14 protein-coding genes are annotated in these 14,695 nt (G+C 73.7%); 11 read left to right on the top strand and 3 right to left on the bottom strand.

What is annotated here, in order from left to right; genetic code table 11:
• Positions 1-62: 62 nt before the first annotated feature.
• A complete protein-coding gene (locus tag R9X44_RS05170; RefSeq protein WP_319812812.1) occupies positions 63-2,222 on the bottom strand; it encodes an MMPL family transporter in 2,160 nt (719 codons plus the stop codon).
• Positions 2,223-2,526: 304 nt separating this feature from the next.
• On the opposite strand from R9X44_RS05170, the gene R9X44_RS05165 reads away from it, so the two are divergent.
• The 7 genes from R9X44_RS05165 (at position 2,527) to R9X44_RS05135 (ending at position 8,957) form a co-directional block, all read left to right on the top strand.
• Positions 2,527-2,796: a metal-sensitive transcriptional regulator gene (locus tag R9X44_RS05165; protein WP_319812811.1), complete on the top strand. Its 270-nt coding sequence runs from the start codon at positions 2,527-2,529 to the stop codon at positions 2,794-2,796.
• 64 nt (positions 2,797-2,860) lie between these two features.
• Positions 2,861-4,174 carry an MBL fold metallo-hydrolase gene (locus tag R9X44_RS05160; protein WP_319812810.1) on the top strand — a complete coding sequence of 438 codons (1,314 nt, stop codon included), beginning with the start codon at positions 2,861-2,863 and terminating at the stop codon, positions 4,172-4,174.
• Positions 4,175-4,265: 91 nt separating this feature from the next.
• On the top strand, positions 4,266-4,766 hold the full coding sequence (locus R9X44_RS05155; RefSeq protein WP_319812809.1) for a rhodanese-like domain-containing protein: 501 nt from the start codon (positions 4,266-4,268) through the stop codon (positions 4,764-4,766).
• Entirely contained in the window at positions 4,763-5,524 is a 762-nt protein-coding gene (locus R9X44_RS05150; RefSeq protein ID WP_319812808.1) for a sulfite exporter TauE/SafE family protein, read from the top strand. Before R9X44_RS05155 ends, R9X44_RS05150 begins: the two co-directional genes overlap by 4 nt.
• Positions 5,525-5,608: 84 nt before the next feature.
• On the top strand, positions 5,609-6,139 hold the full coding sequence (locus R9X44_RS05145) for a PadR family transcriptional regulator (RefSeq protein WP_319812807.1): 531 nt from the start codon (positions 5,609-5,611) through the stop codon (positions 6,137-6,139).
• A complete protein-coding gene (locus R9X44_RS05140; RefSeq protein WP_319812806.1) occupies positions 6,136-6,822 on the top strand; it encodes an ABC transporter ATP-binding protein in 687 nt (228 codons plus the stop codon). The genes R9X44_RS05145 and R9X44_RS05140 overlap by 4 nt, the downstream gene beginning before the upstream one ends.
• Complete coding sequence (locus tag R9X44_RS05135) at positions 6,819-8,957, top strand: FtsX-like permease family protein (protein WP_319812805.1); 2,139 nt, start codon at positions 6,819-6,821, stop codon at positions 8,955-8,957. The genes R9X44_RS05140 and R9X44_RS05135 overlap by 4 nt, the downstream gene beginning before the upstream one ends.
• A 101-nt stretch (positions 8,958-9,058) precedes the next feature.
• Here the strand turns inward: R9X44_RS05135 and R9X44_RS05130 are convergent, their stop codons facing one another.
• The gene (locus R9X44_RS05130; protein ID WP_319812804.1) at positions 9,059-9,916 is read right to left on the bottom strand and encodes a fumarylacetoacetate hydrolase family protein; all 858 of its coding nucleotides are present in this window, start codon (positions 9,914-9,916) and stop codon (positions 9,059-9,061) included.
• A gap of 142 nt (positions 9,917-10,058) precedes the next feature.
• On the opposite strand from R9X44_RS05130, the gene R9X44_RS05125 reads away from it, so the two are divergent.
• The 3 genes from R9X44_RS05125 to R9X44_RS05115 all read left to right on the top strand — a co-directional run bounded on the left by R9X44_RS05125 (position 10,059) and on the right by R9X44_RS05115 (position 12,127).
• The gene (locus R9X44_RS05125; protein WP_319812803.1) at positions 10,059-10,733 is read left to right on the top strand and encodes a GntR family transcriptional regulator; all 675 of its coding nucleotides are present in this window, start codon (positions 10,059-10,061) and stop codon (positions 10,731-10,733) included.
• 73 nt (positions 10,734-10,806) lie between these two features.
• Complete coding sequence (locus R9X44_RS05120) at positions 10,807-11,106, top strand: metalloregulator ArsR/SmtB family transcription factor (protein ID WP_319812802.1); 300 nt, start codon at positions 10,807-10,809, stop codon at positions 11,104-11,106.
• 28 nt (positions 11,107-11,134) lie between these two features.
• Positions 11,135-12,127 (top strand): LLM class flavin-dependent oxidoreductase, encoded by a 993-nt coding sequence (locus tag R9X44_RS05115; RefSeq protein ID WP_319812801.1) that lies wholly within the window; start codon positions 11,135-11,137, stop codon positions 12,125-12,127.
• Positions 12,128-12,149: 22 nt separating this feature from the next.
• Here the strand turns inward: R9X44_RS05115 and R9X44_RS05110 are convergent, their stop codons facing one another.
• Complete coding sequence (locus R9X44_RS05110) at positions 12,150-13,055, bottom strand: MBL fold metallo-hydrolase (RefSeq protein ID WP_319812800.1); 906 nt, start codon at positions 13,053-13,055, stop codon at positions 12,150-12,152.
• A 330-nt stretch (positions 13,056-13,385) separates the two neighbouring features.
• Between R9X44_RS05110 and R9X44_RS05105 the strand changes: the two genes are divergently transcribed.
• Positions 13,386-14,579 carry an MFS transporter gene (locus R9X44_RS05105; RefSeq protein WP_319812799.1) on the top strand — a complete coding sequence of 398 codons (1,194 nt, stop codon included), beginning with the start codon at positions 13,386-13,388 and terminating at the stop codon, positions 14,577-14,579.
• Positions 14,580-14,695 lie beyond the last annotated feature (116 nt).

Raw genomic sequence — 14,695 nt, 5'->3', positions numbered from 1 at the left:
CCCGCGTGAAGACGCGCGCGGCCCCGGAAGCCGGGGCTTCCGGGGCCGCACAGGAGGTCGGGTCAGCCGACGCCGACCGGGGTCCGCGCCTCGGCGGCGGGGACGTCGGTCGAAGGCAGGCGCGCGCCTTCGACGTCGAGGTCCGGCAGCGCCTTGTCGACGGCCTTCGGCAGCCACCACGCGGCCTTGCCCAGCAGCGACATGACGGCCGGGACAAGGGTCATCCTGACGACGAACGCGTCGATGAAGACGCCGACGGCGAGCGCGAACCCGATCGACTTGATGATCGGGTCGGGGATCAGTACGAACCCGCCGAACACCGACATCATGATGAGCGCCGCCGCGGTGACGACGCGGGCGTTGTGGCCGAGCCCGTTGACCGTCGCCTGGCGCGGCGTGTCGCCGTGCACGTAGTCCTCGCGCATCCGCGAGACGAGGAACACCTCGTAGTCCATGGCGAGGCCGAACAGGATGCCGATGAGCAGGATCGGCAGGAAGCTGACCAGCGGCCCCGGGGTGTCCACGCCGATGAGCGAGGCGAGGTGGCCCTGCTGGAAGACCGCGACGGTGATCCCGAACGTCGAGCCGACCGTCAGCAGGAAGCCGAGGGTCGCCTTCAGCGGCACGAGGATCGAGCGGAACACCAGCATGAGCAGCAGCAGCGACAGGCCGACCACGAGCAGCAGGTAGACCGGCAGCGCGTCGGACAGCTTCTGCGAGACGTCGATGCCGATGGCGGTGACGCCCGTCAGCGCGACGTCCGCGCCGGTGATGTCGGCGACCTTCGCGCGGATCGCGTGCACGGCGTCCTCGGTGGTCGCGTCCGTCGGGCCCGCCTTCGGGATGACGGCGAGGAGCGCGGCGGTCCCGTCGGCGTTGAACTGGGCGGGCGCGACCGCAAGGACGCCGTCGACGCCCTGGATGAGCCGCGTGGCCTCCTCGGCGGCCGACGCGGCGGCGGCCTTGTCGTCGGCGGTCAGGACCGCGACGAGCCGTCCGTTGAAGCCGGGACCGAAGCCCTCGGAGGTGAGGTCGTACGCGTCGCGGGCGTGGGTGCCCTCGGCGGCGGTACTCGCGTCCGGCAGGGCGAGGCGCATGTCCATGACGGGCACGGCGAGCCCGCCGAGCGCGAGCACGCCGACGAGCAGGACCGGCACCCGGAACCTCGTGACGAGGCGGCCCCAGCGGAACCCGAAGCCCTCCTTGGGCTCCTTGGCCGAGCCCTTGCGGTCGCGGCGGTGCAGCACGCGCGGCCCGGCGAACCCGAGGACGGCGGGCAGCAGCGTCAGCGCGACGACGACGGCGAGCGCGACGGTCCCGGCCGCGGCCAGGCCCATCGCGGTGAGGAACGGAATGCCCACGACGGACAGCCCCGCGAGCGCGATGACGACGGTGACGCCCGCGAACACCACGGCCGAGCCCGCGGTTCCGGTGGCGCGTCCGGCGGCTTCGCGCGGCTCGACCCCCTCGGCGAGGTACTGCCGGTAGCGCGAGGTGATGAACAGTGAGTAGTCGATGCCGACGGCGAGGCCCAGCATGAGCGCGAGCACCGGAACCGTGCTGTTCAGCTCCACGAGCCCGCTGAGCGCGAACAGCCCGGCCATGCCCGCGGCGACGCCGACGAGCGCGTTGGCGAGCGTCATGCCCGCCGCGACGAGCGAGCCGAACGTGACGAGCAGGACCACCGCCGCGACGGCGACGCCGATGATCTCGGTCGACCCCATCTCGGCCATCTCCGAGCCCATCACCTCGCCGCCGTACTCGACCCGCAGGCCCTCGGCGGCTTCGCCGACGGCGGTGAACGCCTCGCGCTGCGCGGCCGTCACCTCCTGCGCGGTCGTCTCGAACTGGACGTTGATGAGCGCGTACCTGCCGTCCTGCGAGACGGCCTGGACCTGGAACGGGTCGAGCGCGGCCATGACGCCGGGCACCTTGGCCGCCTCGGCGACGAGCGGCGCGACCTTCTTAGGCGTCAGCGGCGCGTCGTCGGCGGAGGCCACGACGATGGTGCCGGTGCCGCCCCCGGCCTGCGGGAACTCCCGCTCGAGGGTGTCCATCGCCCGGTACGACTCGGTGCCGGGCATGGTGAACGCGTTGGACGTGGGCCCGTGGAACAGCGCGGCGGCGCCGCCGAGTACCGCGAGCAGGAGGAGCCAGACGGCGAGGACCCGGCCGCGCCGGTGAAAGCAGAACCGGCCGAGCCGGTAGAGGGAAGCTGCCACCCCGAAGAACCTCTCTCAGTGCGTTTCAGTGTGACTTCGTCTCAAGTGCGTTGCTTGCGTCTTGGTGCGGTGGCGGGGGGCCCGCGTGCGGTAGCGCGCGGTCCGCTGCGCCGCGTCCGGAAGCCTTCCCGCGGTCCCTGACGGGGAACGGGCGATGAGGATCACGATAACTGTCCGATCGGTTAGCAATCTCTGACAGGCGCGTTCTTCGGCATGATCTACATCACAACGGTCCAAAGCGCGGCCAAGTCCGACACTTAACGGCATTTGGCATCTAGTACCCCCGGGGGTATCTTTCGGACTTATGCAGATGAACCAGGAGCTCGTCGGCGACGCCGTCACCCGGTTGCGCAGGGCGCGCGGGCAGCTCGGCGCGGTGATCGCGATGATGGAGGAGGGCGAGGACTGCGTGAAGGTCCTCACCCAGCTCGCCGCCGTGTCCAAGGCGCTCGACCGGGCCGGATTCAAGATCGTCGCGACGGGGCTGCGGCACTGCCAGGCCGCCGAGGCGCGCGGCGAGGAACCGCCCATGGAGGTCGCCGACCTGGAGAAACTGTTCCTGGCCCTCGCGTAGCGCCATCCCGGGCCCGTTCTAGCGGGCCCCCTTTTTTGTCACACGCATACCCCGGGGGGTATCCATGGAGATTATCGGCTTCCGCACGCCGGGCCTGGGCGACCAGTCCTACCTGCTCGCGCACGACGGGCACGCGATCCTCGTCGACCCGCAGCGCGACGTCGACAGGTTCCTCGACGCCGCCGACGAGCGCGGCCTCGACGTCAGGTACGTCCTGGAGACGCACCTGCACAACGACTACCTGTCGGGCGGGGGGATCGCCGCCGCGCGGACCGGGGCGGAACTCGTCATGCCCGCGGGGGCCGCGCCCGCCTACCGGCACACCCCGGCGTTCCACCTTGAGGATCTGCAAGGGCCGGGCGGGCTCGTCGTCAGGCCGGTGCACACGCCGGGCCACACCCCCGAGCACACCAGCTACGTGGTGCTGGTCGACGGCGAACCCGTCGCGGTGTTCTCGGGCGGCAGTCTGCTGGTCTCCTCGGCGGGGCGCACCGACCTGCTCGGGCCGGAGCGCGCCCGCACGCTCGCCCGCCTCCAGCACGGGTCGGTGCACCGGCTCGCCGGGCTGCCGCGCGAGGTCGCCCTGTACCCGACGCACGGCGAGGGCTCCTTCTGCACGGTCAGCGGCGGCGGAAGGCACACCTCGACCATCGGCGCGGAACGCGACGGCAACCCGCTGCTCGCGCTGCCCGACGCCGAGGCGTTCGCCGACCGGCTGCTCGCGGTGCGGCCCCCGATCCCCGCCTTCTACGCCGCGATGGGACCCGGCAACGTGCGCGGCGTGCAGGAGCCGCCCAGCGCCGCCCTGCCGGAGCTGACGGCCGCGCAAGCGCTCGACCTTCCCGACGCGTACCTGGTCGACATGCGGCCACGACAGCGCCAGGCGGAAGGCTTCCTGCCCGGCTCGCTGGGCGTCTCCCTCGCCGACGACTTCGGCTCGTGGACCGGCTGGCTGCTGCCGTTCGGCGCGCCGGTCGTGCTCGTCGCCGAGCCTGGCCAGGACGTCGCGGAAGCCCGCGTTCAGCTGGCAAGGGTCGGTTTTGACGACGTGCGCGGCGTCGTCCACGACCTCGGCGGCCATGCCGTCAAACGGTTCACCCTCCTCGACCTTGACGAGGCCGCGCCGCTCGTCCCCGGCACCCAGGTCCTCGACGTGCGGATGCCGCAGGAGCGCGCCGACGCGCCGCTGCCCGGCGCGGTCGAGCGGTTCGTCGCCGACCTCGTCACCGAGGGGGTCCCCGCCGACCTCGATCCGGCGCGGCCCGTGCTCGTCGCGTGCGGCTCGGGCCGCCGCGCCGCGATCGCCGCGACCCTCCTGGTCCGCGCCGGTTTCACCCCGCTTGTCCTGAACGACGCGGCGGCCCCCGACCTCGCCTGACCCGACCCCCCGGCCCGACCGGCGGCGGACCCCTCCGGACGGGGCCGCCAAGGCATGCCACGAGCGGGCCCACCCGAAAGGAAGTGTTCTCATGAGAATTGTCGACCCCGCAGGAGTTCGCGCGCTCGGCGCGCAGGTGCTGCTGCTCGACGTGCGCGGCCCCGCCGAGTTCGCCGCCGTGCGCATCCCCGGTTCGGTCAACGTGCCGCTCGACGCCCTGCCCGGCGCGCTCGACGCCGTCGCGCGGCACGCGGCGGGCCGGCCCGTGGTGCTGGTGTGCCGTTCCGGCGCGCGGGCGCGGCAGGCGGCGCGGCTGGTGCCGGGCGACGTGCTCGACGGCGGCGTCGAGGCGTGGGCGTCGTCCGGGAACCCCGTCGAGCGCCCCACGGCAGGGCGGAGGACGCCGTGGAGCCTTGAGCGCCAGGTCAGGTTCACCGCCGGGTCGCTCGTCGCGGTCTCGGCGGCGGCGAGCCTGGTGTGGCAGCCCGCGCTCGCCGTCGCCGCCGCCGTCGGGGTGGGGCTTGCCGTCGCGGGCGCGACCGACACGTGTCTGATGGGGCGGGCGCTCGCGCTGCTGCCCTTCAACCGGTGAGCCTCGCGCTCGCCCTGCTCGGCGCGGCGGCCGTGGGCGTCACCCTCGGGCTGCTCGGCGCGGGCGGGTCGATCCTCGCCGTCCCGGTGCTCGTGCTGCTCGCCGGGCAGCCCGTCGCGGTCGCGATCCCGACGGCGCTCGTCGTGGTGCTGCTGTCGGCGGCGGGCGCGCTCGCGCCACGGCTGCGCTCGGGCCTGGTCCGCTGGCCCGTCGCGGCGGTGTTCGCGGTCGGCGGCGTGCCCGCCGCGTTCGCGGGCGCGCGGCTGGGCGGCGCGCTGCCGGAACGTGTGCTGATGCCGGTGTTCGCGCTGCTCATGGCGGTCGTCGCGGTGCGGATGCTGCGCGCCGCCGCGCCCGTCGGCGGCGCGTGCCGCACCTCGGCGGGCCGTCCCGACCCGCGCCGCTGCCTGCCCAAGGCGCTGTCGGCGGGCGCGGGCACCGGCGCGCTCACCGGCATGTTCGGCGTCGGCGGCGGCTTCGCGATCGTCCCGTCGCTGACCCTGCTGCTCGGGCTGACCGCGCCGGAGGCCGCCGCGACCTCGCTCGTGGTGATCATCGTCAACGCCACGGCCGCGCTCGCGACGCACCCGGGCGCCCACCTCGACCTCCCGCTGGTCGCGGCCTTCGCCGCCGTCGCGCTCACCGCCTCGCTCGGCACCGGACGGCTGTCCCGCCGCCTGCCGCCCGACCGCGTGCGCAGGGCGTTCGCCTGGACGGTCCTGGCGCTCGCGCCGCTCATGGCGCTCACCCCCGGCTGACCCCCGCATCGCACTCGCGGGTGATCGCGCATCGCCCTACAGAGGGATCTGCCTGGCTATACATCGTGCGTATAGTGCTCGACCATGGACAACGGGAAGACCCTGCTCGGGTTGCTGAGCCAGGGGCCGAGCCACGGATACGACCTGAAGCACACGTTCGACAGGTTCTTCGGCGGCGAGAAGCCGCTGGCGTTCGGCCAGGTGTACGCGGTGCTCGCGCGGATGCTGCGCGACGGCCTCATCGCCTACGTGGGCGAGGAGGCGACGGGCGAGGCCCCCGACCGCAAGAAGTACATGGTCACGCCGATCGGCCGGGAGATGCTGCTCGGCTGGATGTTCACCGCGGAGCCGCCGTCGCCGGCCTCGCGCAGCGACCTCATGGCCAAGACGGTGATCGCGCTGCTCGTGGACGAGGACGCCCAGCGCCTCCTCGACGTGCAGCGCTCGGCCCACCTCGCGCGGATGCGCGACCTCACCAAGGCGCGGCGCGACGCCGCGCTGCTCGACGTGCTCGCCTACGACCACGCCTTGTTCCACATCGAGGCCGACCTGCGGTGGATCGACCTCGCCGCCGCCCGCCTCGACGCCCTGCGACAGGAGATCGCCCAGCGATGACAGAGAACGCCATCATCACCGCCCGGGGGCTGCGCAAGTCCTTCGGCCCGACCGAGGCGCTGCGCGGCGTCGACCTCGACGTGCGGCGCGGCGAGGTGCTCGCCGTCATGGGTCCTTCGGGATCGGGGAAGTCGACGCTGCTGCACTGCCTGGCCGGGGTCGTCGTGCCCGACGAAGGGACAGTGCGCGTCGCGGGCCGCGACGTCACCGCGCTCGACGAGGCAGCGCGCAGCAGGCTCAGGCTCGCCGAGTTCGGCTTCGTGTTCCAGTTCGGTCAGCTGCTGCCGGAGCTGACCGCCGCCGACAACGTCGCGCTTCCGCTGCTGCTCGCCGGGACCCCCAGGGGACGCGCCCGCACCGCCGCGCACGCCGCGCTGGCCAGGCTCGACCTCGCCGGGGCCGAGCGCAGGTACCCGACGGAGCTCTCGGGCGGGCAGGCGCAGCGCGTCGCGATCGCCCGCGCGCTGGTCACCAGGCCCAAGGTGCTGTTCGCCGACGAGCCCACGGGCTCCCTCGACTCCCTTGCCGCAGAACACGTGCTCACCGCGATGCTCGACCTCGTCCGCGAGGACGGCACGACGGTCGTGCTCATCACCCACGACCCGCGCACCGCCGCGCACGCCGACCGCGAGGTCATCGTGCGGGACGGCCGTATCGGGGCGTCTTCCGGGATGGTCGCGTGAACCTCTCCGCAGCGCGGCTCGCCCTCCTCGGCAGCCGCTCGTCCCTCGGCCGTCTCCTCGGCATCGGCGCGGGCGTCGCCCTCGGCGTCGCGGCGTTCCTGCTGCTGTGGGGCGCGGGCGACGGCCTCGCCGACCGCGTGCACCGGACCGGCTGGCTGTACACGTGGGGGGTGGAGGGCCCAAGGCCGCTCACCCAAGGCGAGTCGCTGTGGGCGCTGACCACCGACTACCACGAAGGGGACGCGATCGTCCGGCGCGACATCGCGGCGGGCCCCGGCGCGACGGCGACGGTTCCCGGCGTCGGCGCGCTCCCCGAGCCCGGCGCCTACTACGCCTCCCAGGCGTTCGCCGACCTCGTCGCGAAGACCCCGCCCGCCGAACTCGGCGACAGGTACGGCGTCTTCGCCGGGACGCTCCCGCCCTCGGTCCTGTCCGGCCCGGACGCGCTCGTCGTGGTCAAGGGGAGCGAGCCCGACGCCGTCGCCCGCCTCGACACCGCGAACGTCATCACCGACCTGCAGGAGGACGCGGCCCAAAGCAGCAGTTCCTACCGGACCATCATGCTCATCGGCGGCATCGCGGTGTTCTTCCCGGTGCTGCTGCTCGTCGGGATCGCGACGAGCCTCGGCGCGGCGGCCCGCGCCGAGAGCTTCGCGACGCTCCGGCTGATCGGCGCGACCCCGGGCGCGCTCGCCAGGCTCGCGGCCTGGGAGATGGGCGCGGTCGCGCTCGCCGGGGGAGTGCTCGGGACGCTGCTCGCGTGGGCGCTGCGGCCGGTCGCCGCGCTCGTCCCGCTCGGCGACGGCCGCCTGTACGCCGCCGACCTCGCGGTGTCCCCGGTGACCGCAGCGCTGACCGTCGTCGCGGTGGCCGTGATCGCGGCGGGCGCGGCGGCCTGGCGCATCCACCGCACGGGAGTCGGCCCGCTCGGCGCGACCCGGCAGCGCCGCGAACGCGTCCCGACGGCCTGGCGGGCGCTGCCGCTCGTCGGCGGCCTCGCGGCCATGGCCGCGGCGACGCTGTGGACCGACGCGCTGCCCGACTCGGCGATCCAGCCCCTGCTGCTCGGCGGATTCGGGCTCACCACGGCCGGAATCGCGATCGTCGGCCCGTGGCTTACGTTGTGCGCGGGCCGCCTGCTCGAGCGGCGGGCGCGCGGCGCGGCGGGGGTGATCGCGGGCGGCAGGGTCAGGGCGACGCCGTCGGCGACGTTCCGGTCGGTCAGCGGCATGGTCGTCGCGGTGTTCACGGTGAGCGTCTTCGCCGGCGCGGCGAGCTCGGTCGACCGGATCACCACCCCCGACACCGGGCCTGGACTGTCGCCGCTGAACAGCGTGTTCGCGTACATACCGGACGGCGCGGCGACGCCCGAGGCGCTGCGGGCGGCGGCGTCGGGCGCGCAGCGGCTCGTCGTCGCCTACGGGCCTCCCGAGCGTGACTTCGTCGCGGTCTCGGCCGCCGACGCCCGCGCGCTCGGCCTCCCCGTCCCCGACGGCGCCCGGTTCGTCAGGTTCAATCCGATGCCGTTCACCGAGGCCGCGCCGGAGGAGCCCGCGACCACCGAGCCGACGCCCGGCCTGCGCGGCCTGGACCCCGCCATGGCCTTCGCCCTGACCGACGGGACCCAGACCGGGCAGGAGCTCGCCAGGACCGCGCTCGACACCTCGGGGCTCACCGCAGGCCCCGCCCTCAGCCGGGCCGACCTCGCCGACCTAGGGCTGCGCGGGACCATCGGGAACCTCGCGAAGCTCGCCTATCTCGGGGTCTTCGTGGCGATCCTCATCGCGGGCGTCTCCCTCGCCGTCTCCACGGCCGCCGCGATGCTCGACCGCCGCCGCGTCCTCGGGCTGATGCGCCTGATGGGGATGGCACCGAAGGTGCTGCGCCGGGTGATCGCCTACGAGACCGCGGTCCCGCTGGCCTCGGTGGTGCTGTTGTCGGCCGCCGCGGGGTTCGGCGTGGCCTGGCTGATCCTCGAAGGGCTCGGCAAGAAGGAGGGGCTCACGATGGGCGCGCCCGACCCGGTGTTCTTCCTGACCCTCGGCGTCGGGCTCGCGCTCACCGCCGCCGCGACGGCCGCCGCCGCCTCGCTGGTGACCGGGCGCACCGGGCTCGCGACGACCCGCTTCGAGTGAGCGTGGTCCGGGCTCGCCCGCCCGGACCACGGCCCGCCGCCCCGCCCCCTCGCGGGGCGGCGGGCCCGCACGTCGAGGACGGGCCCGCGCCCCCGCTCAGATCACCGTGACGTCTTGTGCGGGACGCCCTCGGTGAAGGGGGTGCGCAGCTCGCCGACGCCCTCGACCCAGGTGGTGAGCGTATCGCCGGGACGCAGGAAGCGCTGGGGAGTACGGGCCATTCCGACGCCCGCGGGGGTGCCGGTGAAGATCAGGTCGCCCGGCGAAAGGGGTGTGACGGCGGAAAGCCGCTCGATCAGGACGGGCACCGTGAAGATCAGGTCGCGGGTGCGTCCGTCCTGGAGGGTCTCCGCACCGACGGCGCAGCCGAGCGCGAGGTCGTCGCGGTTCGGCAGCTCGTCCGACGTGACGAGCCACGGGCCGGTCGGCGCGAAGCCCGGGAAGGACTTGCCGAGGCTGAACTGCGGGGCCGGGCCGACGAGCTGGAGGGTCCGCTCGGAGAGGTCCTGGCCGATCGTCACGCCGGCGATGTGGTCCCAGGCGTCGGCGGCCGACACCCGGTGCGCGGCACGGCCGATGACGACGACCATCTCGGCCTCGTAGTCCACGGTCTCGGTCGGCAGTTCGACCGTCGAGTACGGGCCGGTGATGCTCGACTGGAACTTGGTGAACACCGCGGGCTCGGCGGGGGCGGTGAACCCGGACTCGGCGGCGTGGTTGGCGTAGTTCAGGCCGATCGCGAAGACCTGGCCGGGCTTGGGAGCGGGCGCGCCGAGGGCCGCCTCGTCGTAGGACTCCCAGGGGCCGGTGAGCCCTTCGGCCCAGGCGCGGAACTCGTCCCACACCGCGTAGACGTCCTGCGGGTCGGGGCCGAACCGTCCGGCGCTGGCCTTCGCGACGTCGATCGCGCCCGCGTCGGCGAACACTGCCGCCCGGCCGTCGAGGTTGCCGAAGCGCATGATCTCTCACCTTCTTGCACTCGTCTTGGTGAACGTCTCTGGACGAACACGGACAAGTCTCCACCCAAGGAATCGGCAGCGCAAGAGAAAATCGATTATTTTAGTTTTCGTCGATCATCTGCGGCATGGTAGGTTCCGGGACATGTCGGCGGTACAGGGCAAGGAGACCCGCGCGGAGGGCGTCTACCGGGCCCTGCGCGCCAGGCTGCTGCGCGGGGAACTCGCGCCCGGCGCGCGGCTGCGTCCCGGGGAGCTGGCCGCCGAGTACGCGGTGAGCCTTTCGGTGGTCCGCGAGGCCGTGACCAGGCTCGCCGGGCAGGGCCTCGTTGACGCGAGCCCGCAGCGCGGGTTCGCCGTACCCGCCCTTTCGGTGGCCGAGCTGCGCGACCTCACCCGCGCCCGCGTCCTCGTGGAGACCGCCGCGTTCGGCGAGTCGATCGCGCGCGGCGACGTCGCCTGGGAGTCACGGGTCCTGGCCGCGCACCACACCCTCGCCCGCACGCCGCCGCTGACCGCCGAGGGCCATCTCAGCGAGGCGTTCGAGGAGGCGCACCAGACCTTCCACCTGGCGCTCCTCGACGGCAGCGGCAGCCGTCACCTCACCGCCGCCGCCCTGTCCCTGCGCGACCGCGCCGACCTCTACCGGCACTGGTCGATGCGCCTCGCGCCCGACCCGTCCCGCGACATCGCCGCCGAGCACCGCGACCTCGCCGACCTCGCCGTCGCCCGTGCGGCGGATCCGGCCAAGGCCCTGCTCGCCGCGCACATCGAGCGCACCGCCGAGGCGCTCGCCGCGCACGTGTGCGCCGTCACCTGAGCGCCGCCGACGGTTCGGGCACGCCGAACACCGCATAGGATTTCGTGAATAAGCGAAATCCCGAAGTGGGCAGGTGTCCGTGCTCGACGAGTGTAAGGCCCTGGCGAACGAGACACGGTTGCGCGTCCTGGAATGGCTGAAGACGCCGGGGGAGCACTTCCCGCCCCCCGCCGACGGCACCGGCGAGCTCGGCGTCTGCGTCGGGCTGCTCCAACGCAAGGCCGGGACCTCGGCCTCGACCATGTCGGCGCATCTCGCGGTGCTCCAGCGCGCCGGGTTCGTCGTGGCGACGAGGCGCGGCCAGTGGACGTACTACCGGCGCGACGAGGACCGCATCCGGGCGTTCGCCGAACGGGTCGACCGCGACCTGTAGGCGGCGAGACTTCAAGGAGAGGGAACCCATGACCGCACTGTCCATCCTGGACCTCGCGCCAGTGCCCAAGGGCCAGACGCCCCGCGAGAGCTTCGCCGCGAGCGTCGAACTCGCCCGCACCGCCGAGCGCACCGGGTACACGCGGGTCTGGTACGCAGAGCACCACAACATGGCTGCTATCGCCTCGACCGCGACGAGCGTCCTCATCGGGTACGTCGCCGCTCATACCGAGACGATCCGGCTCGGTTCGGGCGGCGTCATGCTGCCGAACCACTCGCCGCTGGTGATCGCCGAACAGTTCGGCACGCTGGAGACGCTGTTCCCCGGCCGCATCGACCTCGGCCTCGGCCGCGCCCCCGGCACCGACCAGCGCACCATGCGGGCGCTGCGCCGCGACAACACCTCGGCCGACACCTTCCCGCAGGACGTCCAGGAGCTCCAGGGCTACCTCAGCGGGCGGTCGCTCGTGCCCGGCGTCCAGGCCGTGCCGCTGGCCGACGCCCCCGTGCCGCTGTACATCCTCGGGTCCTCCCTGTTCGGCGCGCAGCTCGCCGCCCAGCTCGGCCTGCCGTACGCGTTCGCCAGCCACTTCGCGCCCGACGCGCTGCACGAGGCGACCGGCCTGTACCGCGACACGTTCAAGCCGTCGGCGCAGCTCGCCGAGCCGTACCTGATCACCGCCGCGAACGTGTTCGCCGCCGACGACCACGACAGCGCCGTCGAGCAGATGACCGTCGCCTACCGGGCCCGCACCCGCGCGATGCTCTCGCGCGGCCCGGGCGGCGGCGGGGGTGAGCTCAGCGACGACCAGATCGACGCGTTCCTCGCCTCGCCCAACGGCAGGTCGCTGGCGTCGATGACCCGTTACACCGCCGCCGGGACGCCCGAGGAGGTCCGCGACTGGCTCGCGGAGTTCGCCGCCTCGACCCGCTCGGACGAGGTGATGGTCACCCACCAGGCGTCGGTCCTGGCCGACCGGCTGCGCTCGGTCGAGCTGACCGCCAAGGCCGTGCTCGGCTAGCGGGCACGGCTGGCGGGCCGGGCTAGCGCCAGCGGCCGAAGGGGTCGACCTCCTGCCATGCCGTCGGCAGGACGAGGGCGACGCCGTCGCGGCGGCAGGCGCGCTCGAGGAAGTCGAGGGCGGGCATGACGTCGTCCATGAAGTACGGCATCGCGCGCAGCGGCCGGTCGAGCGGGAGCGTGAAGTCGTCCCAGTGGATCGGCAGGACGGTCCGCGCGCCGGTGGCAAGGACGGTCTCCCGCCAGTAGGACTCGCGGTCGTCCTCGGACTGGCCGCCGAGCCTGCCGATGCTGAGGTAGGCGGTCTCGGCGTGGAACGACGACAGCTTGCCCGGGATGTGGTTCGCGCTCGGGTGGACGAGCAGTGATCCGGCCGGGTGGCGCAGGAAGAACGTGTAGCACTGGCCGGACCGCCACTCGGTGTACCTCGCCGGGGGAGTGAGCGGCTCGGTGACGGGTCCCTCGGCGATGTCGCCCGGGCTGTGCAGGGCGTGCACGGGCGTCACCCGGAAGTCGCCGAACGCGAAGACCTCGCCGTCCTTGGCCTCGATCATGAGGTCGTCGGGCAGCCCGTACCCCTCGCCGATCTTGACCGCCGAATCCGACCCGACGAGCGGCGCGCCGTACTTGCGGGCGATGACCGGTGCGTCGAGCGCGTGGTCGTAGTGGGCGTGCGCGCACAGGACCGCGTCGAGCGAGGTGACGCCCGCGCGCTCAAGGCACGCCTCGATGGTCGCGGCGTCGGGGGCGATCTTGCGGGTGGCGAGCTTCCACAGCGGCGGCCGGGAGAAGAACCCGTCGATCAGCAGGGTCGTGCGGGAGTCGCGCACCAGCAGGGTGCTCGTGCCGAGGAAGACCGCGCGGACGCCCGAGGCGTCGGGCGCGTCCGGGGACGGACCGCGCGTCGCGAGCGCCGCGTACAGGCTCATACTCGGACGGGACAGCGGAAACCTCATCCTCGCCAGCCTTCCGGGTCAAAGCGCCCGGGAGATCGTCCCGAGGGCGCTGCCACGACAAGCCTGCGGGGGGTGGCTGAGACTTGCATCACAGCATCTTACGGGCTGCGCCTTCCCGTCAGGTCTCCCCTGCCGCCCGATCGCGAACGAAGTGGCGTTTTCCCGGCGATCACGGGACGTTCGTCGGGCCCCGGGGTATCCGTCAGGTGGATGGGCGCTATACAGAATCACCGTCTTCCGGATTCCCCGCGCGCCCCGCACAGTGATGGCCATCACAATCCCCGGTTTCTGTGAGGCCCTCCCATGTCCCACCCCACCTCGGCGCCCGTCCGCGCGGCGGGGCCGGTCCAGCTCGCGCTGCTGCTCGTCGGCAGCTGCATGCCGGTGCTCGGCGCGGTCCTGCTCGCGCCGGTCCTGCCGCGCATGGAGAAGGAGTTCGCGTCGGTGTCCGGCGCGGAGATCCTCGTCCCCGTCGTGCTGACCCTGCCCGCCCTGTTCATCGCGCTCGGCGCGCCCTTCGCGGGCGCGATCGCCGACAGGTTCGACCGCAGGCGCCTGCTGCTCGGCTCGATGGTCGCCTACTCGCTGTTCGGCACCGCGCCCCTCTACCTCGACTCCCTGCACGCCATCCTCGCCAGCCGCGCCCTCGTCGGCGTCTGTGAGGCGGCGATCATGACCTGCTGCACCACGCTCATCGCCGACTACTGGTCGGGCAGGCGGCGGGTGCGTTACCTGGGCGTGCAGACGCTCGTCACGACCCTTTCCGCGACGGTGTTCTTCGCGCTCGGCGGCGCGCTGGGCGCGGGCGGCTGGCGTACCGTCTTCTGGCTGTACCTCGTGGCCGCGCTCGTCGCCGTCCCCATGGCGCGGTTCCTGTGGCAGCCCGCGACGCCCGTCCACGAGCCCGCCGAGAAGGTGCCCGCGCGGCGCGTCGCCGTGCCCGCGCTGGTGACCGTCGTCGGCGGCCTCGTCTTCTACACGCTGATCGTGCAGCTCTCCTACGTCCTCGACGACGCGGGCGTCTCCGACAGCGCCGCGATCGGCGGCGTCACCGCGCTGATGTCGCTGGCCACCGCGATCGGCGCGGGGCTGTTCGCCAAGGCCACGAGGCTCGGCCTGCGGCGGCTGCTCGCGGGCGAGTTCGCGCTCGCCGGGCTCGGCCTGCTGCTGGTGGGGGCGGCCGGGCCGGTGCCCGTCGTCGTCCTGGGCGCGGTGATCACGGGGTTCGGGACCGGACTGCTGCTGCCGACCCTGCTCACCTGGGCGGTGGACGGCCTGCCGTTCGCCCAGCGCGGGCGCGGCACCGGCGTGTGGACGTCGGCGCTGTTCCTCGGCGAGTTCCTCTCGCCCCTCGTCGTCGGCGGGCTCGCCGCGGCGACCACCGACCTGGGCGGCGCGCTCGGCGTCGTCGGGTTCGGCTCGATCGGGCTCGCGATCCTCGTCGCGGTGCTGCTGGGCAGGTCGGCCGGGCGGCACGCGGCTTTCGGCGGGGTCTGACCCCCGGGGGGGGGGGGGGGGGGGGGGGGGGGGGGGGGGGGGCGGGGGGGGGGGGGGGCGGGGGGGTTGGGGGGGGGGGCCCCGGGGGGGGGGGGGGCCGCGCCGGGCCCCCCACG

This window comes from Actinocorallia sp. A-T 12471 (genome assembly GCF_033875155.1).
Taxonomy (GTDB): domain Bacteria; phylum Actinomycetota; class Actinomycetes; order Streptosporangiales; family Streptosporangiaceae; genus Actinocorallia.
Note: the sequence above shows the minus strand (reverse complement) of the source record. Positions and strands in the feature narration are given on the sequence as shown.

Bases quoted from the DNA above. Each gene is read 5' to 3' on its own strand.
- R9X44_RS05155 (WP_319812809.1), top strand. From the start codon at position 4,266: ATGAGAATTGTCGACCCCGCAGGAGTTCGCGCGCTCGGCGCGCAGGTG.
- R9X44_RS05110 (WP_319812800.1), bottom strand. From the start codon at position 13,055: ATGAGCCTGTACGCGGCGCTCGCGACGCGCGGTCCGTCCCCGGACGCG.
- R9X44_RS05105 (WP_319812799.1), top strand. From the start codon at position 13,386: ATGTCCCACCCCACCTCGGCGCCCGTCCGCGCGGCGGGGCCGGTCCAG.
- R9X44_RS05165 (WP_319812811.1), top strand. From the start codon at position 2,527: ATGCAGATGAACCAGGAGCTCGTCGGCGACGCCGTCACCCGGTTGCGC.
- R9X44_RS05145 (WP_319812807.1), top strand. From the start codon at position 5,609: ATGGACAACGGGAAGACCCTGCTCGGGTTGCTGAGCCAGGGGCCGAGC.
- R9X44_RS05140 (WP_319812806.1), top strand. From the start codon at position 6,136: ATGACAGAGAACGCCATCATCACCGCCCGGGGGCTGCGCAAGTCCTTC.
- R9X44_RS05125 (WP_319812803.1), top strand. From the start codon at position 10,059: ATGTCGGCGGTACAGGGCAAGGAGACCCGCGCGGAGGGCGTCTACCGG.
- R9X44_RS05115 (WP_319812801.1), top strand. From the start codon at position 11,135: ATGACCGCACTGTCCATCCTGGACCTCGCGCCAGTGCCCAAGGGCCAG.
- R9X44_RS05130 (WP_319812804.1), bottom strand. From the start codon at position 9,916: ATGCGCTTCGGCAACCTCGACGGCCGGGCGGCAGTGTTCGCCGACGCG.
- R9X44_RS05160 (WP_319812810.1), top strand. From the start codon at position 2,861: ATGGAGATTATCGGCTTCCGCACGCCGGGCCTGGGCGACCAGTCCTAC.